The 22,358-nt window shown below is 39.8% G+C and carries 21 protein-coding genes; 11 read left to right on the top strand and 10 right to left on the bottom strand.

Annotation, left to right across the window (positions count from 1 at the left end):
- Positions 1-104 precede the first annotated feature (104 nt).
- The 5 genes from J4N24_RS06730 to J4N24_RS06710 all read left to right on the top strand — a co-directional run bounded on the left by J4N24_RS06730 (position 105) and on the right by J4N24_RS06710 (position 5,735).
- Complete coding sequence (locus J4N24_RS06730; protein WP_207532889.1) at positions 105-608, top strand: CHRD domain-containing protein; 504 nt, start codon at positions 105-107, stop codon at positions 606-608.
- A 33-nt stretch (positions 609-641) separates the two neighbouring features.
- Complete coding sequence (locus J4N24_RS06725) at positions 642-1,256, top strand: RNA polymerase sigma-70 factor (protein WP_207532888.1); 615 nt, start codon at positions 642-644, stop codon at positions 1,254-1,256.
- A gap of 11 nt (positions 1,257-1,267) precedes the next feature.
- Complete coding sequence (locus J4N24_RS06720; protein ID WP_207532887.1) at positions 1,268-2,275, top strand: FecR family protein; 1,008 nt, start codon at positions 1,268-1,270, stop codon at positions 2,273-2,275.
- A gap of 75 nt (positions 2,276-2,350) precedes the next feature.
- A complete protein-coding gene (locus J4N24_RS06715) occupies positions 2,351-4,894 on the top strand; it encodes a TonB-dependent receptor (protein WP_207532886.1) in 2,544 nt (847 codons plus the stop codon).
- 1 nt (position 4,895) lies between these two features.
- The gene (locus tag J4N24_RS06710; RefSeq protein WP_207532885.1) at positions 4,896-5,735 is read left to right on the top strand and encodes a DUF4249 family protein; all 840 of its coding nucleotides are present in this window, start codon (positions 4,896-4,898) and stop codon (positions 5,733-5,735) included.
- 56 nt (positions 5,736-5,791) lie between these two features.
- On the opposite strand, the gene J4N24_RS06705 is transcribed toward J4N24_RS06710, so the two are convergent.
- A complete protein-coding gene (locus J4N24_RS06705; RefSeq protein WP_207532884.1) occupies positions 5,792-6,460 on the bottom strand; it encodes a porin family protein in 669 nt (222 codons plus the stop codon).
- A 196-nt stretch (positions 6,461-6,656) separates the two neighbouring features.
- Entirely contained in the window at positions 6,657-7,511 is an 855-nt protein-coding gene (ypfJ, locus tag J4N24_RS06700; protein ID WP_207532883.1) for a KPN_02809 family neutral zinc metallopeptidase, read from the bottom strand.
- 265 nt (positions 7,512-7,776) lie between these two features.
- Between ypfJ and J4N24_RS06695 the strand changes: the two genes are divergently transcribed.
- The 6 genes from J4N24_RS06695 (at position 7,777) to J4N24_RS06670 (ending at position 13,649) form a co-directional block, all read left to right on the top strand.
- Entirely contained in the window at positions 7,777-8,661 is an 885-nt protein-coding gene (locus tag J4N24_RS06695) for a glycosyltransferase family 8 protein (protein WP_207532882.1), read from the top strand.
- A 5-nt stretch (positions 8,662-8,666) separates the two neighbouring features.
- Positions 8,667-9,521, top strand: a complete 855-nt coding sequence (locus J4N24_RS06690) for a glycosyltransferase family 2 protein (RefSeq protein ID WP_207532881.1) — start codon at positions 8,667-8,669, stop codon at positions 9,519-9,521.
- Between the two features lie 142 nt (positions 9,522-9,663).
- Positions 9,664-10,437 carry a glycosyltransferase family A protein gene (locus tag J4N24_RS06685; RefSeq protein WP_207532880.1) on the top strand — a complete coding sequence of 258 codons (774 nt, stop codon included), beginning with the start codon at positions 9,664-9,666 and terminating at the stop codon, positions 10,435-10,437.
- A gap of 54 nt (positions 10,438-10,491) precedes the next feature.
- A complete protein-coding gene (locus J4N24_RS06680; RefSeq protein WP_207532879.1) occupies positions 10,492-11,442 on the top strand; it encodes a hypothetical protein in 951 nt (316 codons plus the stop codon).
- A gap of 30 nt (positions 11,443-11,472) precedes the next feature.
- Positions 11,473-12,795: a flippase gene (locus J4N24_RS06675; RefSeq protein ID WP_207532878.1), complete on the top strand. Its 1,323-nt coding sequence runs from the start codon at positions 11,473-11,475 to the stop codon at positions 12,793-12,795.
- Between the two features lie 5 nt (positions 12,796-12,800).
- Positions 12,801-13,649, top strand: a complete 849-nt coding sequence (locus J4N24_RS06670; RefSeq protein ID WP_207532877.1) for an alpha-1,2-fucosyltransferase — start codon at positions 12,801-12,803, stop codon at positions 13,647-13,649.
- A 30-nt stretch (positions 13,650-13,679) separates the two neighbouring features.
- Here the strand turns inward: J4N24_RS06670 and J4N24_RS06665 are convergent, their stop codons facing one another.
- The 8 genes from J4N24_RS06665 to J4N24_RS06635 are packed head-to-tail and all read right to left on the bottom strand — an operon-like array spanning position 13,680 to position 22,355.
- Complete coding sequence (locus J4N24_RS06665) at positions 13,680-14,771, bottom strand: glycosyltransferase family 4 protein (RefSeq protein WP_207532876.1); 1,092 nt, start codon at positions 14,769-14,771, stop codon at positions 13,680-13,682.
- Positions 14,761-16,002, bottom strand: coding sequence for a glycosyltransferase (locus tag J4N24_RS06660; protein WP_207532875.1), 1,242 nt, complete (start codon positions 16,000-16,002; stop codon positions 14,761-14,763). Before J4N24_RS06660 ends, J4N24_RS06665 begins: the two co-directional genes overlap by 11 nt.
- A gap of 5 nt (positions 16,003-16,007) precedes the next feature.
- Complete coding sequence (locus J4N24_RS06655) at positions 16,008-16,622, bottom strand: acyltransferase (RefSeq protein WP_207532874.1); 615 nt, start codon at positions 16,620-16,622, stop codon at positions 16,008-16,010.
- A gap of 7 nt (positions 16,623-16,629) precedes the next feature.
- A complete protein-coding gene (locus J4N24_RS06650) occupies positions 16,630-18,171 on the bottom strand; it encodes an O-antigen ligase family protein (protein WP_207532873.1) in 1,542 nt (513 codons plus the stop codon).
- The gene (locus J4N24_RS25685) at positions 18,171-18,302 is read right to left on the bottom strand and encodes a hypothetical protein (protein ID WP_256439355.1); all 132 of its coding nucleotides are present in this window, start codon (positions 18,300-18,302) and stop codon (positions 18,171-18,173) included. The genes J4N24_RS06650 and J4N24_RS25685 overlap by 1 nt, the downstream gene beginning before the upstream one ends.
- Before the next feature lie 5 nt (positions 18,303-18,307).
- Positions 18,308-19,507 (bottom strand): glycosyltransferase, encoded by a 1,200-nt coding sequence (locus J4N24_RS06645; protein WP_207532872.1) that lies wholly within the window; start codon positions 19,505-19,507, stop codon positions 18,308-18,310.
- Positions 19,491-21,752, bottom strand: a complete 2,262-nt coding sequence (locus tag J4N24_RS06640) for an exopolysaccharide transport family protein (RefSeq protein ID WP_207532871.1) — start codon at positions 21,750-21,752, stop codon at positions 19,491-19,493. The genes J4N24_RS06645 and J4N24_RS06640 overlap by 17 nt, the downstream gene beginning before the upstream one ends.
- Positions 21,753-22,355, bottom strand: coding sequence for a TolC family protein (locus J4N24_RS06635; protein ID WP_207532870.1), 603 nt, complete (start codon positions 22,353-22,355; stop codon positions 21,753-21,755).
- Positions 22,356-22,358 lie beyond the last annotated feature (3 nt).

Raw genomic sequence — 22,358 nt, 5'->3', positions numbered from 1 at the left:
ATCTGAAACTCTTTCCCGTCGCACTACGGGATATTTTTTAAAAGAATATAGGACTTTTTTTGATCCAAGTGTCCTATATTTAATCATTTAGAAATAAATGAGGTTTGGGAAGTATAAGTGATCCTGAAAACAAGGTCAGGAGTATTGGAATTAAAGTTTTATGGTTTTTTTGGTTACAAATAGTAATCACATCCTGTAGTAAAGAAACCTTGCAGATGGAGGAGGTAACCATAAAGCCTCCCTTAAAAGGCTATAAGATGACAGCTCGTCTGGATAACAAGCAATCTGGGACTAGCTCTGATGCCAAGGGGCTTTTTACAGGAAGTTATAGCGAGAAAACCAAAGTCTTGAACTACAAAATAGAATTCTGGGGATTAAGTCCTAAAGCGATAGAAGTAAGGAAAGGTCCCCGCGGAACAAATGGAATGCCTGTTTACGAACTGCCAAAGAAATCGGTGGATAAGTACGAATCCGGGCAGCAGGGCCAGAAGATTCTGACAGCCTTGCAGGAGAGGGATCTTATTAAAGGCAACTGGTTTATCGTAATTTGTACTGAGAATTTTCCTGCGCAGGAAATTAGAGGGCAAATAACTTTAAAGAGTGAGTAATCTGAATTATTTTAGACAACTACTCTTTCTTCCATGGTAATAGAACCTGCGGGACATAATAATAGTGATGACGAGATCTTGCCGCTCATCAGGGGCGGAGATAAGCTGGTCTACGAGCTGTTTTACAAAAAGCAATACAAGAGCCTGCATATGCTAGCCTTTAGTTATGTAAGAAGACATGAAATTGCAGAGGAGATTGTAAACGACGTTTTTATTAACATTTGGAACAAAGCTTCTGAGCTGGAGATCAATCAGTCCTTTAAGAACTATATTGTTCGATCAGTGGTAAATGCCTCTATAAACTTTTTGAAAAAAGAAAAGGTGTATGCAGATAAACAGGAGAAATATACCAGATGGACCGAAAATATGTTGGATGTAGAGGAGAATATAGAAGAAAAGGAGTTGATCTTCCTTCGGCTGGAAAAGGCTCTGGAACTCCTTCCTCCTCAATGTAAGAAAGTGATGATGATGAGCCGTTTTGAAAAGCTGAAGCAGCAGGAGATCGCAGATCGGTTGAACATCTCTATAAAGACGGTTAAGAATCATTTGACCTACGGTTTTTCAAAGATCAGAGATATCCTGGCAGCAGATGGAATTGTGTTTGATTTAACCGCCGCCGTATTGATTGTATTCTCATTAATAATGTAATATCCATGGAAATGCAAAATAATTTTAATGAATATGCCTTTTCTCTCATTATTGATGAGTTTGAAGGTACTATATCTGAAGATCAGAAGAAGGAATTGCAGGCCTGGAGACAAGCCGCCGCGGGGAATGAAAAGATCTACCAGGAGTTTTACACTATAAAATCTGAGATAGACTTGCTTGCCGAATATAAGGGCATAGACATAGAAGCTTCCTGGACTAAGGTTAACCAGGGTTTGGATACCAAGGGGTTCAGCTTGAGGACAGCTTCTGTAGAAAGATCAGAGTTAACTATTGCAGCACCTGGAAAGAATTATAAATGGATTTACGGACTTGCTGCTTCAATTCTGCTTGTTATTGGCCTTTGGGTATTCCGACCAGCCAGAGTGGATCATCTTGAGACAGCAGCAGGTGAACATAAAAGAATGGAGCTTCCCGATGGTTCCTGGGTAGCTTTAAATGAAGGAACAGTAATTGAGTACGACAGTCTTAACTTCAGCAATAAGCGAGAATTAACCCTTGTTAAGGGGGAGGCCTTTTTTAAGGTGATCCATAATCATGAAAAACCCTTCTTGGTAAGAACAGATCAGGCAACCATTCAAGACCTTGGAACAGAATTCCTGGTTACTAAAGCTAAAGGTTCTGTGAAGGTGCTGGTTAGTTCGGGAACAGTTGCTTTAAAAGCACTGGCTACCGGAGAGTCAAAGATAATCTCAGCAGGTTATTTTGGAATGTATGTCAGTAACGAAGGCGTTTTAACCGAAAAGGCAGATACAGGAGCCCGTCGGATGGACTGGCTTAATAAGCAGTTAAGCTTTGTAAATACAGACTTGAACGAAATCGTGGATAAGTTGAAAAAGGTTTACGGTAAGGAAATAATAATAAAAGACAGTTCTTTGAAGCATCGGAAATTAACTGCACCCCTCGCTTATCAAACCGTAGATAGCGCACTTTCTGTTATTGCTGCATCCTTGCAGGTGAAGGTAGTCCAGTCAGGCTCTGGCTTTGTTATCTCTAAATAATTTGGCAAAATCTTGTACTACTCATAATTTTGTGATATTATAGCCTGTTAACACCATCTCCAAGGGGTAACAGGTATGTTGTTTAGGAAACTCTTGATAGGTTTTTTCTTCCTGATAGTTTCATTAAGTGCTAAGAGCCAGGTTCAGGCTTCCTTAGCAAATCCTCTTACTATATCGTTCAATAATAAATCGCTCTCAGACGCTTTACTGGAGATTCAGATTAGAAGCAATGTTAATGTCGCTTTTGATCCGGGCATCATCCCTTCTAATGTTGTAATAACCCGAAGTTTCACTAATATTAAGGTGGCAGATATCCTGGCAGTTGTGTTACTTCAAGGAAATCTCACTTATACTGTTATAGCTAACCGCGTTGTTGTAGTAAGAAGAAAGATCCAGAGTTATACTATTGATGGGTATGTAAGCGATGAAGAATCGGGAGAACCACTGATCGCTGCTGGAATTTATCTTCCAGAACTTAAGATATCTACTCTGACTAACCAATATGGATTCTATTCTCTTACTGTTCCTGCAGGTACTTACGAACTGATTATTTCTCATCTGGAACACCAGGGGCTAAAGGAAGTTCTGCAAGTTGAAGCGGATAAAAGAACATCTTTTTTGTTGCCCATAAAGCATAATAAATTAAAGGAGGTGGTGGTGGGGCCTAATCTCAAACCTGATTCCTTAACGGTTAATCAGGGGATCTGGAATATAAGTCACGAGCAGCTTAAACAGCATGCCTATTATGCAGGAGAGGTGGATGTGATTAAAGCATTGCAAATGCAAAATGGTGTGAAGGCCTTAACAGAAGGGAGTTCTGCCTTATTTGTAAGAGGAGGGAATATAGATCAGAATCTAATCATGCTGGACGAGGCTATGATCTATAATCCATCTCATTTGTTTGGCCTGGTATCCGTTTTTAATCCCGATGCCATAAAGAATGTTCAATTATATAAAGACTTCATGCCTGCTTCTTTTGGGGGGCGTCTTTCTTCAGTTTTAGACAGTCGGATGGCGGATGGAAATAATAAGGAGTTCCACGTTAAAGGAGGAGTAAGTTTGTTGTCATTACGTGCGGCAGCGGAAGGACCTTTGATCCGGGATAAAGGATCATTTTTACTTACATTCAGACGAAGTCTGATTGATCTGATCAATAAAGATTACCGACTCATCAATCCTAACTCTACTTACTATGATGTAAATCTGAAATTAAATATGCAGTTAAGTCAGAATAACAAAGTATTTTATTCTTTTTACGGAGGGAAGGATGATCTTTTTTCGAATAACTCCTTTGGTAATCGTTGGGGTAATCTTACATCAACTTTTCGCTGGAACCATGTTTTTAACTCCCGCTTGTTTTTTAATTTGTCCGCCATCTACAGCGATTATAAAAATACCCTTGACCTCAATTCGGATACTCTTGCTGAGAAAAAGCAGTGGCAAACAGGAGTAAAGGATAAGACACTTAAGGGAGATTTTACTTATTACCGGAACCCCTTACATGAGATCAGATTTGGAGGAATTATTACACGACATCACTTTACTCCTGGACATATTATTAATTCTGTTTTTCTTGAAAATAATATTCCTTCTAATAAATCCTGGGAGTTTGGCGGCTACCTCTCCAATAAGTACTCCTTTAATGATATAGTTACAACGGTTATTGGGTTGCGACTATCCGCCTTTCAGAATGCTGAGGAAAAATTGGGAGTTTATGACGAAAATGAAAATCTGATAACAGCCCGGGAGAGGAGTTTTTATTCTGGATTGGAGCCCAGAGTTAATCTATCTGTGAAGCTAAAACCCAATCATTTTACGCACTTTACCTATAACCGGAATTTTCAATTCCTCCAGCTTATTCAGAATAACGAGCTCGCTTTCTCATCGCTTGAGACCTGGCTTCCGGTGTCAAGGAAAATCAAACCTCAGAATTCTCATCATCTTTCCCTGGGCTATAGTTATCAACCATCAGATTACTCGATCAGGCTTAATGCCTTTTACAAGAAGTTAAATAACCAGTTGGAGTTAGAAGAGCATGCACAGATAATTCAAAATTCAATGATCCGGGATTTCCTCCTGCAGGGAAGGGCAAAGACCTATGGGGTAGAGGCAGGCTTCAGCAGACATGTGGGTAAGCTAAACGGAAGTCTGGGCTATACTTACTCGCGTGCTATCAGAGATTTTAATAGAATTAATGGGGGATCCAGGTTTCCAGCTAATTATGATATCCCACATGATTTTAAAACTAGTCTTAGCTATGCTTTCAGGGATAATCTGCGTCTAAATACCTTTTTTACCCTGGCCTCAGGCAGACCTTCAACACTACCCGTGGGGTTTTATTATCATGATGGTACCCAGGTTCCAATATACGAAGACAAGAATGCTTCTCGTTTTCCTACTTTTCACCGGATGGATTTTTCTTTTCAATATACCATTCCGGCTGGTGCTCCGGCTGGTCGTTTCTGGAAACATTCGTTTACAGGGGGCGTATATAATGTCTATAATAGGAGGAATCCCTTATATTACAGGATTTCACAAGCAACAACTACAAGCAGTTTAGGTATAGTAAATTCATCAACGCGTTTATTGCCTTGGATCGCCTATTCATTTGTCTTTTAACATGAAGAATCTAACCTGGATACTTGTTGTGTTTTTATTTTTTCTCGTTCTTGCCTGCTCAAAAGAGAACGTAGAGGAGGCTCATTTCGATAAAAGGAAGTATAACTATGATTTGATCATTGAGGGTGGAATTAATACCATGCAGCGTCAGCAGTATATCCGGTTAAACAAACCTTCATTCAATGCCGATTCTCTTCCGAAAGCAATTGATGATGCTGTAGTTCTGGTTAATGACGGGCAAAAAGATATACCTTTTAAAATTACTTCCACTCCTGGTGTTTATTCCGGAAACATAATCCAAAATCAAAGATATAACCAAGCCTATAAATTGATCGTAAGGTACAACGGCAAAGAGTATACGGCAATTGATTCTCTGATTCAGGTTGTTAATATAATTGACGATTTCATTCCTCTCAGTATCCTCCGTTATCCTGATAAAAGTCTTGAATTAAACATTCCCAAGCACACCTTTGGTTTTAATAGTTCAGCAAAATGGTTTATCGCTTATAAAAACCCGGGACTTTGGAACGCAAGTAAATTTGACAGCCTCAGTTATTCTTATACGCATTCTTTTGGTGCACCTAATTCCATTTATCCCCTGCTTAATCAGAAAAGACAAGAGAAGATAGGTTTAGATGATTTCGTTACGCTTTATAAGTTTTCTTTATCGTCCGGGTATTCCAAATACCTTTACTCCGTGTTTTTGGAAACAGATTGGAGAGGAATTTTTTCAAGTGCGCCAGGAGTAATAAAAGGCAATGTGAGCAATGGTGCTCTGGGATATTTCTACGTTACCGATGTAGATGTCAGAAGGTACAAGGTAAGCGAGCTGATACAGTAGGGTTAAGAAAAAAGCCTCCCGGGGGAGGCTTTTGCTTGATTATGTGTTAAAGATTTTTAAAAAGCATAACCAACAGAGAATGACCAAACCCTGTTAGTTTGCTTCATATCTCTACCAGTATTTTCTGGTCTTAGGTCATTGATACCTAAACCATAACCTGCACCAATATTAAAACCATTGGCTAATTGAAATCCTCCTATAAAGTTGAATCCCATGTCGAATGATTTCAGGTCTTTACCAACTTTATCACCGAACTTAACATCACTGGTAGTTTCGTTTCCGTTAGCTTTATTCTCAATCTTATTTTGTCCTGCAATTCCGTAAGCAGCATAAGGTCCGGCACCTACGAAGAAGTTAGTTCCAGAACTTGTTATTGGTAATTTAGCTACCAAGTTAAGAGGAACCTCGATCCACATTGTGCTTTGTTTGTATTCGTTAGTTCCATCATCTGCGAACTCACCACCTTTTCCCTGTAATGACACTCCCGGTTGGAACGAGAAATTGCTTCCGAGAGGAAGATCTCCGTAACCGGTAACATGGAAGTTCGTGATGGTATTTGTTTCAGGATTTTCGCCTTCGTCTACATGGAAGCTGTATCTTGGAATGTTAACCCCCGCTTTTAATCCCCATTTAGGGCCCATATTCGTAGTTGAAGTTGAACTTGTTTGAGCGAAAGTAGCTGTTCCAGCCAGGAATGCTACTGCAAGTAGAGCTATTTTTTTCATTTTTGTTTCCATTTTTGATTTAACAATCGTGTGTTTTTATTGCGGATTCTTCAAAAAGGGAGCCGAAATGACTGATGAAAATTGAAATATTTGAAACAGAGCAGCTTAAGTTGATAAAAATCTCTTCTTGTTTGCTATCTCTTCTTATGGTTTGGTTTGTGTTTTGTCTACTATCCCCTACAAATTGTACCATAAACTATAGGTTGGTTGCAGAAAAAGTGTCCCCCTGGTTGATATCTCCCGTTTCAAAACCTTTCTTGAACCAGCGAATTCGCTGTGCGGAAGTGCCGTGGGTAAAAGCGTCTGGTACCACATATCCTTGAGCTTCTTGTTGCAGCTTGTCATCTCCGATAGCATTTGCGGCATTAAGAGCTTCCTCTATATCTCCTTCTTCAAGTATGTTTTTACTCTGCTGCGCATGGTGCGCCCATACCCCGGCAAGGAAGTCGGCCTGAAGTTCGAGCCTTACAGAAAGCTTATTGTATTCTTCTTTACTTAGGCGACTACGCAGTTGATCCACCTTGCCGCTGGTCCCTAGTAAGTTTTGGATGTGATGTCCAACCTCGTGAGCTACCACATAGGCCATAGCAAAATCGCCGGGAGCGTTGAAACGATTTTTAAGTTCATCATAAAAAGCCAGATCAATGTATAGCTTTTCGTCTCCCGGGCAATAAAAGGGACCAGTTGCTGAGCTTGCAGAACCGCAGGCTGAGCTTACTGAGTTGCTAAAAAGTACCAGCGTCGGCTTCTGATAAGTTTGACCGGAAGCCCTGAAAAGAGAATCCCATACATCTTCCGTGTCCCCCAAAACAACAGCAACAAAGTGCCCTGCCTCGTCATTCTCCCTGGAAGTGCTAAGAGGGGCGTCTGTTTGCTCCTGCTGCCCACCACCCTGTTGGGTAAGTCCTATTAATTCCAAAGGGTTTTGTCCTGTTAATACAGAAAAGATCAAGGCTATGATAGCTGTGAGCCCACCGCCTACGGCCAGTCCGCCACCTCCTGATCTTCTGTCTTCAATATTTCCACTTTCTTTACGTCCTATCCAGCGCATAAGTATATCTGATTATATTTAAATTACAGAAGGAACAGACGCATTAAATGCTTTGTTTGAAGGTGCTTAAATTCAAAAATGAATTTAGTAAGGCTCTTTAATGAAGGAAGATAAGTCTGTCTCGGACTTCTTTGTGGGACTAGGATTTAATTATACTTTCACAAAAATTCTTGTTTCATTGCTTGGTTCACAGATATATAGTCGAATTGTTTTAGAAAATCGAAAAAAAGTAGTTAATTTTACCTAATAAATAAAAGCCCTGAGTTTGGAAAGTTCAATTTCTATTGTTGCCGCAAGTGATAATCACTATGCCCTTCTTCTTGCAGCATTAATTAAATCAGTTGAAGTGAATCATAAGACGAATGAGAAACTCGACTTTTATATAATTGATGACGGGATTTCAAAGCGAAATAAGACCAGGATTCAGGCGTCAATAAATCCTAATACCACCACCTTACACTGGCACCCAAGCAAAGGTGTAGTTCCTGAAAATGTAAAGATCCCTGTGGATCATACAGCCTTTCCCTTAACCACATATCTCCGACTTTTCGGTCCTCATATTGTTCCTCAATCTGTAAAGAAAATTCTTTACCTTGATGTGGATATGATTGTACAGGAGGATATTTCGAAACTTTGGAATGTTGATATCGGAGATGCTCTGATAGGAGCTGTTCAGGATATTGGAAAGATCGTAAGCTGTGATTGGGGAGGAGTGCCGAACTGGAAAGAACTTGGTATGGATCCCGAGGCAAAGTACTTTAACGCCGGATTATTAGTTGTCAATACGGAAACGTGGCGTAAAAAGGGCACAACGAATAAAGTTCTGCAGGCGATGTACGACAATATGAAGCATGTAAATTTCGCAGATCAGTACGGACTTAACGTAGCTTTGTATAACCAGTGGGCTGAATTAGACCCGAGATGGAACTGGTTTGCCAATGATGCATGTGAAAACCCATTTATCATTCATTTCTTAGATATAAAACCTATCTTTAAAAATTACCGCTCTCAGCAAAGTTTTAAAGATGAATTCTATAAGTACCTGAACCAAACAGCCTGGAAAGGCCATAAACCGGTTAGCGGATATAACCGTCTGATGAGAAAGGCCGCAAACAAAATAAAGAAAAGGATCTTGAAGATTTTTAGCTAAGAAAGATGTACTTTAACTCAGTAACGCTTTTAATTACGCATTATAACCGAAGCTTATCACTCGAACGCCTGCTCCGCTCGTTTACGAAATTGGACTGCCAGTTTGAAGACATTGTTGTTTCAGATGATGGCAGTAAGCCTGAACATATTAATTATATTCAAAAATTACAGGAGCAGTTTTCTTTTCGTCTGATAACTACCCCGGTTAATAAAGGGCTTGGAAATAATATAAATAAAGGGCAGGACGCGGTTAACACTCCTTATACACTTTATGTACAGGAAGACTTTGTTCCTAAACCTTTGTTTAAAACGAAATTTGCAGAAGCGCTTTCCGCTTTAGAGGAAGATCAACAGTTTGATATGGTCAGGTTTTACGCCTATTTCAAGTATCCATATCTCAAACCTTATAAACATGGCTTTTCAGAGATGATATTTAATGCTATGCCCTGGGCCTGGGGATATAAGAAGTTCTACTATTATAGCGATCACCCTCATCTCAGACGCAGTAACTTCTTTCACAAATTTGGACGTTACCACGAAGGCATCAAGGTGGAAAGGACGGAGTATAAAATGATGTTCTCTTTTTTACAGAAAAAAGGAAAAGCTTTATTCTATGAGAATTATCAGGATCTTTTCGATCAGGTCAACACCTCCAATGAACCAAGTACTGTAACCAGGAATAAGTGGCGGGAAAGCGGTAATCCGCTGGTTTTGATGATGAGGGAAATGTACAGATTGTTAAGGTTTAATTTCGACTTGCATTTTACTCCTTCCACCAGCAATAAACAAGCTAAGGGCTTAGATAATAAAGGGGTTAAAGACGATGACGAGTTCCCACCCAAAGGGTTTGTTGTAGTCTGATAAAATATTTTAACTAAAGTATAACGTTTCAGTTCAACCTGCCGTATAAGTGATGGAACAACGGAGAGGATGGAAAATGGGTAACATTATACATATTTAGAATTTCACATTTAACTTGTGTCGTTAGTTATTATTCAAGATAATGAGTAGCAGTTATTACTTTAAGGGAATTACTTTATTAATTACTCATTATAATAGGAGTAAATCGCTCGAGAGGCTTTTAAGATCATTTAAAGACCAGGGGTATCAGTTTGAAGACATCGTAGTTTCAGATGATGGCAGTAAAATTGAACACATGTCATGCCTTCTTAGTTTGCAGAAGGATTACAGCTTCAATTTAGTGACTACTCCTGAAAATAAGGGATTAGGGAACAATATTAACAAAGGGCAGGAAGCTGTTAAAACACCTTATACCCTTTATGTACAGGAAGATTTTGTTCCGAAGGCACTTTTCCTTGAGAAATTGAAATTTTCACATGAGTTTATGGAAACTCATCCCGAGTTCGATATGGTCAGGTACTATGCCTATTTTAAATATCCATCATTGAAGCCTTTTGGCAACGGCTTCTCAGAAATGGTATTTAATTGGTGGAGTGTAACAGGTACATATCGCAAGTTTTATTACTATAGCGATCATCCACATTTAAGAAGAAGTAACTTCCTCACTAAATTTGGAAGATATTGTGAAGGTGTTAAAGGAGATGTGACAGAATACCGGATGATGATGGCATTCCTGAAGAATAAAGGTAAAGCTTTATTTTATGAAGATTACAACGATTTATTTGATCAGGTTAACTCATCTACCGAGCCGTCAACAATGAAAAGGAATTTTTGGAGAGAAAGTAATAGCTGGGCAATAAGTGCTTTAAGACACCTTTACCGGCATTTACGCTTCAATTACGATTATCATTTTTAGCTTAATATTTACAGAAGCAGGAAGGCTTACCTTTCAAGCTTTATTTGAATTAATATGTTTGAAAAAATACTGAACAAGATATTTAGTTTGATTGTCTTTCTACGTCATCGGGAGGTTCCTGCAGAACTTAAATATTTTGTAAGAGACACGTATCATTGCCGCTTCAGACAAGTCAAGTATTTCTTCAAAGATTACCTATTCAAAAAGCCTTATAAAGTTGTTGCTTTTCAGGGTGAATTTGCCCCTGAGCTTCAATTTGCCCTTCCCTTCGCCTACTGGCACTACAAGAACGGAACCCTGAAGAAAACGGTGGCATCCAAATATACGAAGGAGCTTTATTTCTTTTCTCCAGATCATCAGGAGCAATTTGACACCAGGACCAATGAGGGTAATTATGATTTCGAGATCCCACGGATTTTATATAGTCATGATTATGATATGAGTAAGTGGGAGCCGGTGCCGCTTAAGGAGGTTTATGCGAATGATGTATACAAGTTCGAAAAACCAATCCTGATGATTGCCAACCGTTATAACATGGAATGGGATGGCCCTCCAATCAGCTTTTTCAGTATCGAGGTATTAGATAAGATTATAAGAAGCCTTAAGGATAAGTATACGATTATTTATAACCGGCCAAGGCCCCAAAATATCACCATGGATAATAGTGATATTTATGAGCTAAATGATTATGAATGGATTCAGCAAGAGTTTCCGGAAGTTATCCTGATGGAAGATCTGTTCAAGGAGAACAAAGCCCGAGCGAGGAATTTCAATCATTTACAGCTCATGGTCTATGCTAATGCCAGTAAGTTCCTTTCTATTCATGGAGGTACTGCAACATTAGCCAGCTATTTTGGAGGATCAAATATTATCCTTTCCAAGCAAGGCCCGGAACATTACTTCAATTGTTACCAAAAGTTATATCCTCAATTTTCAAACGCTGCCATCTACCATGCGAAAAACGACGAACAGTTGATTAGCTATGTACAACAACATTATATATAGTTATTAAACCGAAATCTCATTAACGCGATCATGGCAAAAGACCAATATTGGCTCAAATCGGGCTTAATTAATATAATCCAAAATTTCTCGGGAACACTTATAAACCTGGCTACTTTTTATCTGCTGGTTAGATTATTAAGTAAGCACGAGTTTGGGGTGTGGGGATTGTATCTTCAGGCGGTAACCATACAGGAGATCGTGAGGAATGGTTTGATTCAAAGCGCACTCATTAAGTTTATTTCCGGGGCTAAACAGGAAGAACATTCAAAGATCGTTTCAGCTTCAGTGACTATCAGCGGTACCATAACTGTTTTCTGTGTACTGTTAAATCTAATTTTTGCCGGCTATCTTGCTGAGAAGCTGAAAGCTCCTGAACTGGAGCCTATGTTCAGATTATATAATATCACCTTTTTATTATCCGGTGTACTAACACAATTGAATTGTATAGAGCAAGCCAATCTTTCTTACAAAGGGGTTTTTGCAAGCAATCTTGTTCGTTCTACGATCCTTCTGCTGTTCATTGCTGTAAACTTTACTTTTAAGTTCACTACTGACCTGATCTCTCTGGTTTATGTTCAGATGATCTGTGCCGTGGCTAGTATTGGAGTCGCCTGGTACTTCGTTCGCGGATATTTAAACTTCAGCTACGTATTCAATTTAGAGTGGATTAAGAAGATATTTAATTTCGGAAAGTTTTCTTTCGCTACAAACATAAGTTCTATCCTTTCAGGCACTATTGATCAATGGATGCTTGCTGGTATTATTTCTCCTGCAGCTTCCGGGGCGTTTAATATTGCAGTTCGTATCACCAACCTGGTAGACATACCTACCAATGCTATCGCAACGATCGTTTTTCCTCAAAGCGCAAAGCGAATTGAAACCGAGGGGAGGGATGCTGTTAAATACTTATATGAAAAATCAGTAGGAGCGCTGCTGGCTATTGTAATGCCAGCCTTGATCTTCCTGTATCTTTTCAACAGTATAATTATAGAATTGCTGGCTGGCGATAAATATAACGACTCAGTTCCCATCTTAAACATAACCCTGTTGTATTGTATTTTCGGTTGCTTTGGCAGGCAATCAGGAGTGATCTTAGATTCGATAGGAAAAACACGCACGACATTTTTCATAGTGTTGTTCAATACCTGTCTTATCCTTGTATTAAATTATTTTTTCATCCGCGAATTCGGAGTTTTAGGTGCAGCTTATGCAACTTTGATATGTAATATTGTAGGCTTCATTATTGCACAGGCAATCTTGTACCGGGAGCTAAAGGTCAATGCCTTGAATTCTTTTGCCTATGCGATCAAGTTTTATCCCGAGTTTATTAATAAGTATCTCTTAAAGAAGTAAAGTGTATGGTTGGCGTTTATTTTAAAGGAAGGCTAGGAAATCAATTGTTTCAGTACGTTTACCTACTGTACCTTAAGTCCAATCATAAGGATAAGGTATTCTTCTTTCCGAATCCTCATCATGCTAAGATTGCCAAGTATTTCGATCTTGGGTTCTATCATAATCTAACCCTTGATTCTAAGCTCTACTCGGCTTTTACCAGGGTCATCCCCAAGGTGATTAATTTCAAACCTGTGTATATTGAAAACTTATTTCATCCCCGGGAACGGGTGGTGGAGAATTTCACTATGCATTATGGCTATTTTCAATCAGACTGGTATCTAAAAAGGATCTCTGGAGGGTTAAATATTAAAGTCAAGGACAAATACAGGAACGCTTTCTTTCAACAGTTTGGCGATCTATACAGGAATAATAAAACCATCGCAGTCCATATTCGCCGTACAGATTACATGAACTACCAGAAAAGGGATATTTCTTTGCCTGGAGAGTATTTTGTGGAAAGGCTAAAGCACATCAAAGACATCGATAGCTATAAAGTGATCTTTGTTAGTGATGATGTTCCTTTTGTAAAAAGCTTGTTCCCTCTTAAACCGAATTACATTTTCTCTGAGAACGACGAGATAACAGACTTTCAAATCATTCAGAACGCTGATATCGCTATTATATCAAATAGTACTTTTGCCTGGTGGGCGGCATATCTGTCACCTAAGAAAAATACGGTGTATGCTCCTAAGAACTGGATGGCTTTTCGTATAGGAGCTGAGCATCCTAAAGGTATTATGACGGATAAATTTATCTGGTGCGACGTATTTGAAAAATCTTCAGATTCAGGTTCGCAGGTAGAGGAAAAATAGGTCTGCAGTTCCGGATAAAAAAGCTAAGGCCTAGGCCAAAGCTTTATATATTTCCAATGTTTCATTGATGGATTTTTCGATAGGAAAATCCATTAATCGTTTTAAGCCATTTTGAACCAGCTGGCTTCTCAAAGAAGAATCATGCAGCAGCATTTCCACCTTCGCTACCAGATCCTCTGTTTCAAGCGCTTTAAATAGTAATACGGCATCTCCTCCAATCTCCTTAAAGCAATCAATATCGCTGGCGATAATGGGGCATTCTGCTTTAAACGCTTCCAATAGCGGAAGTCCAAATCCTTCACAGAGGGAAGGGTACACAAACACAAAGGCGTTCTTGTACAGATAGTTTAGTTGTTCGTCGCTAACATTAACATGTTGTACCTTGCTTTGCAAATTATTACGGTGTAATAGCTCTGCATCTGCTATCCCAATAGCCCCACCTCCGGTAAGTACAACCTTCAAATCAGGGTACTTCTGCGAAAGGATCTTAAATGCTTCAATAAATAAATAGAAATTTTTATATCCTCCGCGATCTCCGACAAAGAGGAGGTATTGTTCAGGGAGATTATTTACCGGTGTAGTAAGTAGTGGGGTAGTGGTTTCAATCCCGTGATAAACGATGCTTATCTTGGATGGGTCAACATTAGAGAATTTCAAAAGATCATCCTTGGTTGTTTCCGAAATGGCAATGATCTTATCAGCCCTCTCTATATTCAACCTTTTTTCATGAGTTAAGGGATCCTGGGCCCAAAAGTATTCAGGAAGTCTTTCGTGAGTCATGTCGTGAACAGTCACAACTACAGGCTTTTTAACTTTATCTATAAAGTATTTGTCGTAGTACGTGGGATGAAAAACATCAAAGTTGGATTTCTTTAAAAGTTGTTCACAATAGAATTTATTCAGCTTATATGCTACAGAAGGATTGGAAACCTTAGGTCCGAGAAAGTTTAGAGGAAGTTTTTCCTGCTGTATATAATGGCAATTGCTGGTTAAAACCCCTAAATCATACCCGTAATCTGAAGTTTTCTTAATTGAGTTAATAATATTAGCAAAATACCGGCTGATCCCTCCGTAGCGCTGTGTGGTGAATTTTTGATGATCAAACAGTACTTTAATAGACATGATAAATATTTTTAAGATCTTGAGACGTTCGTTTTACGAGATAAGTGGCTAAAAGTTCGGAAAAGCCTTTTAGTCTATTGTCCCAGGTGTTTTCTTCAGCAATTTTTAGTCTTCGTTCAATCTGCATTGCTTCGTTAGCCTGCAATTCTTTTTTAATTGCCGCTGTAAATGAGGCGCTGTCTGCACAATACTCAACTACATCTTGCGTGAACTCCTTTAGGTCCGGGTTAAAGTCGGTTGCCACCACTGGTTTTCCTGCACCGAGGTATTCAAACAGTTTAAGTGGGAAGATAGTAGCACTCACGTCGTCCTTCTTGAAAGGGATCATGGCAATATCAAAACCCTTAATGATCGAAGGCATAAGGTCGTAAGGCTGCCTTCCAATTAAATGAATATTGGGGGTTTTATAAAACCAATCAGGTATAAATTCAGGAGACACCGGGCCCACAAATACAAAGTTTTTATCGGGGTTTGCTTTAGCCACTTCCTGTATTAGAGGAAAATCCATTCTGCGTTCTACATTGCCGAAATACCCAATTCTCGGCGATGGAATAGCGTCTACTTGAGGATGGACCTTCAGGTTCTCATCCAGTGCTTTGCTGCTATGACTTATATCTGCAGCATTGGCCACAAAATAAGTAGAAGGGTTTACTTCTTTTTTCTCCCTGAAAAGCTGCTTACTTGTACAAACTACAAGATCACTCTTTTTAACTACTATGGGCTCTGAAGTTGTTCCGTGTTTCAGGTCAAAATCAATAATAAGCGGATCAACGCACTGGTATACCGATAGTGCAGGCTTCGTAAGGTCTGCAATATTAGGATAGTGGAAGTTGAAGGAGTTTATATAGATGAACTCTTTAACCCCCTGTTGCTTGTTGATCTTTTTTATGCGCTCTGCAATGATAGCCTCATTGATCTTCAATATCTGACGATAAATAAAGCCCTCCGGAAGAAAGTTGATCGAAAGGAGGGGAGGAGTGATAACTATCTTTAAATTGGGAATAGAGGTGCTCAGCAAACCATCAGAGGAAGATTTGAAGTAATCCTTCCTCCGGTTGAAGCTTTCCTGTCCTTTCTCCCTGAAGTAATCCTTCCAGGTATAGGGATTCTCTATATAATAAACCTTATTATTTTTCGCCAGATACTTGGCGACAGTATAACTGGTAGACTCGTAGGGACCGTCGAACTTCGCAGTGCCCAGAATAAAAATATGTTTATTCTCTAAGGCCATTGATGCTAAACTCTTTCCCAGGTTTTTGTCTCGAAATTATACTTCTTCACCACTTTCGCCGGATTGCCAACAGCTACTGAGTAATCAGGAATGCTCTTGGTGACCACACTTCCAGCTCCAACAACCGAATGCTTTCCAATAGTAACACCAGCGGTAATAACACTATTAGCTCCAATCCATACGTTATCTGAGATAACAATCGGTTTAGTACTCACCTTCTGTTCACTTGGTGGCATGCTTACATCTTCATACCCATGGTTCAATCCCGACACAACAATATTCTGGGCAAACATGGTATTGTTTCCGATCGTAACTGGTCCGATGATCACATTACCTATACCAATAATAGTTTTTTGTCCGATGATCACATCTCCGACTCCATTATTAACTGTCGCAAATTCTTCTACCGTGGAGTATGCTCCCAGCTGAAAATCATTAAAAGGAAGGATATCCATCCGGGTATTATAGCGCACTTTAGATCCTTTTCCTCTTTTGTGTTTTAGTGGATTAAGAAATAGTTTTACCCAAAGCCTGGGGCTGTATTCATTTTTTGGAATAAGCAGGCGATGCACGAATTTCTTTAAAGCAGGATTGCTTTTAATTTTTTCAGTAACCGACATAGAATGATTATTGGCGAAGCATCAATACTTTCTTAGCTGGCTCGTTGGTGATTCCCCTTTTCTCCAGATCGAGCCTTCTAGTGACATTAATAAGGGCAATATACAGATAAATATAGATACTGGTAGGAAATTGCACCAGCGCCTCCTGCGGGTAATTTCCGAAGTTTATCGCAAAAACAACCAGTACCATTGCGAGACAATAGTTTTTCAACTCGGGGTCCTGGATTAGAAAATAGTTCTTAATACCCTCCTTCAGTACAATGAACATCATCGTACAGAACAGGATAAGGCCAATAGAACCCATCTCTACCGCAACCCGCACGTACCCACTATCGGGAGGGAAACCTGCGATTTCGGTACCAGGCGCATATTTTACTCCGGAAGCGCCGGATCCTCCAAGTCCACCACCTAAAGGGTGCTTAAGTATATAGGGCTGAATCCGCTTCTGGTTCATTTTTCTAACGTTGAAAGATGCATCGTCGGAAGGTTTGAAGGCCGACTGGAAACGATAAAGCGTAACGTTCGAAGTTGGAACGTTTATCAATGCCAGAAAGAATACTGCGCCGATAGACCCATAAAGAAGTGTCGACTTACTGATATTCATTGCCAGATACAATGCCAGGGCTGCAGGAATCAGTACATAGGCACCCCTGGTTCCTGAGTAAAGCATTGCTGAAATGAAGAAAGCTCCCATCAGACCATATCCAATACGAGTATTCCTCTTATAAGGCCCGATTACCCTTGCAAAACAGAATAAGGTACTGGCTACCATGTTATAGGAGAAAGCTACGGGATCAGAGAAAATGGAAAATTTACGCCATTGTCCGTTAATAAACAGCAGTAGCATTACCAAGGGGTCGTTGAGCTCTTCCTGCTCGAAATCAAAGAATCCGAAGTATTCCTGCTTAGTAGCATACAGTGCCGCAAACATTGATACGCACATCCAGACCGTAAAAATGATCCGAATGAACTCAATTCTTCTGATGTTATAAACGAAGATAAAATAGGTAAGGGTAAAGATACCTACCGAGCGTACGGTATAAAGCCAGGCAACTCGCGAACCTGCCCATGGATTGCCCACCTGAAGGATATTATAAGAAAACCAGATTAGGATGATCATGGAGATCGGCCCTTTGAATATTTTCCAGTTCTTCTCGTATTTCTGTTTTAAAAAAAAGCCTGCAAAGAGGAGGTACACCAGGCTGTCCATAATGGTTCCCAAAGGATAGCCCTTGATCAGTCGCAATAAGAACATGATAAAGTAAGCCATGATCAGGAGTACGATCACCCCGAATTCGGGAATGGCAATTACGGCCAGTACTGTCGGGATGGCTATCATCACAGCAATCAGCAGTAAACCTATCGATGATCCTTTAGATACCACAATGAAGGAAATTCCAGCGCCTCCAAGCAAAAGCATCAGGATCCCTAGGGGCCAGCCATACTGAATGAACAGGTCTTTTAACTTGTTAGATTTCTCCTGTTTCTGATAAAATATATCAGGTTTCCCAGCAGGACGTACATAAGTGGTATCTGGGTTGGTTCGCATTAAAGAAACAGGATTTTAATGAACCAGATATAAGTAGTACCTGCAGCTAAAATTATTGCAAGTATGTACTGCAACTTGTTCTCATCCGGGATCTTATTAAACTTATCTTTTAGTTCAGGAAGGATTTTCATGATGCTTAAACTTTCTGTTCCTCAAGTGTTTTTTCTATTTCGGTTTCTGTATGAAAATGCTGAGTGGAAACCGACCGTTTATTGGCTCTGAATATATTAGCCAGGGAGATCAATTGGAAGAATACGAATTTAGGTATTCCTGCAAGAGAACTGTATATCCTTGGATCGGTATGAGAACGCTTCAGCGAAATAATAAAACCTGTAACGAAAGCGATAAATCCCCCTGCCCATAAAATCGCCATCATAGGGTCGATAAAGATATCGGCAAACATCATAAGTAATCCAAGGATCAGGAAGATAAACAAAGGAGGTCGTAATAACACGATACCAAACAAGATCTGGTTCCAACTGAAGTTAGCAATGCCTTTAAATATTAGGGTGAAACCAAACCGGAAGTATTTAAACCAGGTATTGATCCATCGTGCCCGTTGATTGACCAACTGATCCGAACGGGAAGTTTTCTCATCAAAAACGATAGCGTCGGGTACAAAAGCGATGCGCTTATTCCTTTTCACGATCTCCGACTGTAAGATCTTATCGAAGCCTGCTCCCACAATGTCCTTCTGCTCCAGGCACTCACGGTATAAGGCAACAGTAAAGGCCATCCCTGAACCCGCTAAAGTTGCAGAAGAGCCAGCGTCAAACAACTGCTTACCATCGTAATAATGATAATAAATATCTCGGGCTCCGTCCAGGCGTGCATAAGTAGTATCAAGGTTCTTAGCCTCCCTGATTCCCTGTACTGCCTCAAATCCCTGATCAAAGTATACGTTCAGGTTGTTCAGGTACTCCGGTTCAACCAGGTTGTCACTATCAATAATGGTCAGTCGCTCATGAGCCCTTCTGAAATTCCTGATAGCATAGAAGTGAGAGCGGGTATTGCTCGCTAAAACGGTTTCCGGTCTTAGCAGAACAACTTTGTCACTATCAAAATGAAGATTGCTGATGTCGCAATTGTCTGCTACGATATAGATGAAGTAATTGGAATAATTCAGCTTTAAAATTGACGAAACAACCGAATGAAGACTTTCTGTATATAGGTATGCAGTTACAATGATGGCATAGTCAGCCTCCTGCTTCTGCTGCCTGGTTGGTTTCTTTTTCCTGGCTAAAGTAGCAATGAAGAGCAATAGTAATGGAAAGATCAGGTTAAAGCCAATGATCGCCTGGACTAAATTCCAAAGGGTACTAACTATAGGATTCATGCTTCTTCTTTTTGAACCAGCCTTTCTTCTTTTCAGGCTTGGTTATTTCTACCTTATTTATAATCCAGCCGATGAATTTATGGTCGTTCAAAGCATGCAGATAGTCGTTGGCCACTGTTTCCTTATTGCCGTACTTACGGTTCGACTGAAAAACGCCTGCCACCTTATCGGTGAACAAAAACCACTCTTTTGCTTTATCCAAATATTCAAGCGATGGGATCTCTACCATGATATAGTCAAAGCTAGATTTTAATTGAGAGATTTTATCTCTTAAGCGTTCCTGACTAGTGATCTCTAATAGAGAGGCATCATTTCCTTTGTTGCCCAAAACACTTATACCCCTTCTCTTGAAATCGGTTTCAAAAATGTTATCCAGAAGAAAGTCTTCAAAGTAAAACTCTGCGTTAACAGATCTCGTCAGTGTGGGATTGGAAAAATTACCATCAATAAGGAGAATGTTCTTGTTTGTTAATGCAAAGGCATAGGCAAGACTTATGGATAGGAAAGTTTTACCTTCTCCCTTCGAAAAACTGGTAATGCTCAGTAAGTTGGTGTTTTTTGGATAGGACTGCTGAAGAAGCTGCGGATTTGCCACAGTAAGTTCTGCCCCTGGCAAAGCAAGAAGTGGCTCTGAGTCAAGCTCCGAACTGATTTCAAACCGGATAGACCGTAACTGATCTTTAAATCCACCCTTATTCCAGTTCCACAAGCTATGAACATCAGTGGTTGATGTATGAAGTTTTTCAATATATCCTAAAACTGGGAACTTTGAAGCATTAGCCAACTCTTTTGGCTGCGTAACCGTTGTATCAAAGAAGAATAGAATGAAAAGTACAAAAACCACAAAGGCAAAGCCCACGATTCCACTGATAATAACCAGCAGCATCTTTTTAGACGGAATTGCCGCACCAGGTAGAGCGAAAAGGCTCTGCTTCAGCTTAACTGAGAAATTGCTCTGGATGTTAGAAAGGTTGTATTTGTCGAGGATGTCCAGGTATTCCTGACTCGCAATATCGATATCCCTTTCGTAGCTTTGAATGATCGCCTCGAAAGGTACAAGTCGCGAAAACTGTGATGTCAGTGACCTATGCTCTTTTTGTAAAGAAGCAACACTGTGTTTTGCAATATCCAATTGCGTTTCCATATTAATTTTCTGGGATACCAGATCCTGTTTGGCCGCAAGTGGATTGAATATGTTTTCCTCTACTGACTCCTCAACTTTGCCATTCAGGATGCTACGCAGAGAGTCCATGCTGTCTTTATAGTTGTTATCAAAACCTTCTCTGATAAAAACGTCAGTAAGCGCCTGCAACTGCTCCCTGTAAGCAAGTATGTCTGAGTTTACACGTGAAGTGGTTGCTTCCAGGTATTTTCTTTCCCTTGGGGTGAACTTGCTGTTAATATCGTTAATTGTACCTGCATAAGAAATAATCTCCTTGTCCGTACGTTCACGGTTACTTTGCACCTCAATCATTCTCTGATAAAGGATCTTTGCCTGTTCAGGAAGGTTAAGTACTCCATTTTGAATCTTGTACGACTTCAATTGATTCATCTTGTCGTTCAAGTTCCTTTGTTTCTCCTGAAGTAGATTAGACAAGAAAGTTACAGATTTTCGATCCGCATCCTTAACCTTGGCAGCATAATAGGTGATAAATTCAGAAGCTACAGCATTAGCCCCAAAGCCAGAAAGTTTAGCATCCTCAGAAGAAAACTCGATGGTAATGAAGTCACTTTGTCCCACCCGGATGGCTTGTAATTTCCCCCTTAAAGATTCCGAGTCATAATTCATAGATCCCAGGATCCCGTTCAAAAGCTCCTCTTCGGGAGTCACCAGGGTCAGTGGTTGGCGGTTCCTATATCTGCTCTCAAAACCGCTAATGGCTTTACGTTTGTCTGCTGCACTTAAACCGCTTAAAAAGCGACTAGGCTTTCTGAAGGGAGCAGGGTCCTTAAGATCGTGAAGGATAAATTTATATGCTACCATATCCAACACATTATTGGATTGGATCAGCTGGATCATATTGCTGAAGGTTTGATCGATCTCTTGTTGTTGTGGTGCTGTTTGTTCAGTTACCACTGCGTCATTTGAACGATCTACAAGTCCGGTAGATATTTGAGATTTGGCAACAAAGGTATTGGGAAGGTTTCTAACCAGAAAATACGTTATCGCTACCGTAACGATCGGTATAATGATGATAACGATGATGTGCTTGTATAAGAAATTAAAAAACTTCGCTAACTCCATCTATTTTACCTCTTCTAATTTAACTCCAAGAAGCTCTTCCAAAGAGGCTTTTGCAATAAGCAATCCGCCTTCAGCATTTATTTTTGCTAGGTTTTGAGCTCCGAGCCGGTCTAAGGTATTATTATATTCAGACATATTTACTTCGCTTCTCTCAAACTTATACTTTACCAGCGCAGCATCCGTTTGTGCATCGATAGCCGCTTTTGATGCTACCTGAACCAATTTCATGGCCTGAATATAACCTATATATCTTCTTTTTACTTCTGTAGAAAGTGTTAATTGATACTCTGCAATATCGTTTTTAGTGATTTTCAGTTCCTCTTTCGCACCCTTTACATTGAAAGGCGTTTGAAAGAAACTACCTACGTTGAAGAACACCCCTAGTTGATACCCACTGAAAAAAGTTGGATTCAAGATATTTAATGAATTAGACGGAGAATGTACCCAAGACAAACTGACCGGTGCTATCCAGCCTAGTTTTGCTTTTGCAATGTTCGCTTCTCCAATCTTGATCCTGCTTTCCCCTGATTTTACTCTGGGGTAATTTTCCAAAGCAACTGCAACTAATTTTTCCATGTAAACGTATGATATCTCGTTCATCATACT

Origin of the sequence: Desertivirga arenae (genome assembly GCF_017355785.1) — a bacterium.
Lineage (GTDB): Bacteria > Bacteroidota > Bacteroidia > Sphingobacteriales > Sphingobacteriaceae > Desertivirga > Desertivirga arenae.
The sequence above is the reverse complement of the archived record's forward strand: the minus strand, read 5'-3'. Positions and strand labels throughout refer to the sequence as shown.

Coding starts and splice junctions, on each gene's coding strand:
- J4N24_RS06715 (WP_207532886.1), top strand. CDS start 2,351: ATGTTGTTTAGGAAACTCTTGATAGGTTTTTTCTTCCTGATAGTTTCA.
- J4N24_RS06710 (WP_207532885.1), top strand. CDS start 4,896: ATGAAGAATCTAACCTGGATACTTGTTGTGTTTTTATTTTTTCTCGTT.
- J4N24_RS06650 (WP_207532873.1), bottom strand. CDS start 18,171: ATGCGAACCAACCCAGATACCACTTATGTACGTCCTGCTGGGAAACCT.
- J4N24_RS06675 (WP_207532878.1), top strand. CDS start 11,473: ATGGCAAAAGACCAATATTGGCTCAAATCGGGCTTAATTAATATAATC.
- J4N24_RS06725 (WP_207532888.1), top strand. CDS start 642: ATGGTAATAGAACCTGCGGGACATAATAATAGTGATGACGAGATCTTG.
- J4N24_RS25685 (WP_256439355.1), bottom strand. CDS start 18,302: ATGAAAATCCTTCCTGAACTAAAAGATAAGTTTAATAAGATCCCGGAT.
- ypfJ (WP_207532883.1), bottom strand. CDS start 7,511: ATGCGCTGGATAGGACGTAAAGAAAGTGGAAATATTGAAGACAGAAGA.
- J4N24_RS06680 (WP_207532879.1), top strand. CDS start 10,492: ATGTTTGAAAAAATACTGAACAAGATATTTAGTTTGATTGTCTTTCTA.
- J4N24_RS06705 (WP_207532884.1), bottom strand. CDS start 6,460: ATGAAAAAAATAGCTCTACTTGCAGTAGCATTCCTGGCTGGAACAGCT.
- J4N24_RS06645 (WP_207532872.1), bottom strand. CDS start 19,507: ATGAATCCTATAGTTAGTACCCTTTGGAATTTAGTCCAGGCGATCATT.
- J4N24_RS06685 (WP_207532880.1), top strand. CDS start 9,664: ATGAGTAGCAGTTATTACTTTAAGGGAATTACTTTATTAATTACTCAT.
- J4N24_RS06690 (WP_207532881.1), top strand. CDS start 8,667: ATGTACTTTAACTCAGTAACGCTTTTAATTACGCATTATAACCGAAGC.
- J4N24_RS06655 (WP_207532874.1), bottom strand. CDS start 16,622: ATGTCGGTTACTGAAAAAATTAAAAGCAATCCTGCTTTAAAGAAATTC.
- J4N24_RS06665 (WP_207532876.1), bottom strand. CDS start 14,771: ATGTCTATTAAAGTACTGTTTGATCATCAAAAATTCACCACACAGCGC.
- J4N24_RS06640 (WP_207532871.1), bottom strand. CDS start 21,752: ATGGAGTTAGCGAAGTTTTTTAATTTCTTATACAAGCACATCATCGTT.
- J4N24_RS06670 (WP_207532877.1), top strand. CDS start 12,801: ATGGTTGGCGTTTATTTTAAAGGAAGGCTAGGAAATCAATTGTTTCAG.
- J4N24_RS06660 (WP_207532875.1), bottom strand. CDS start 16,002: ATGGCCTTAGAGAATAAACATATTTTTATTCTGGGCACTGCGAAGTTC.
- J4N24_RS06635 (WP_207532870.1), bottom strand. CDS start 22,355: ATGATGAACGAGATATCATACGTTTACATGGAAAAATTAGTTGCAGTT.
- J4N24_RS06720 (WP_207532887.1), top strand. CDS start 1,268: ATGCAAAATAATTTTAATGAATATGCCTTTTCTCTCATTATTGATGAG.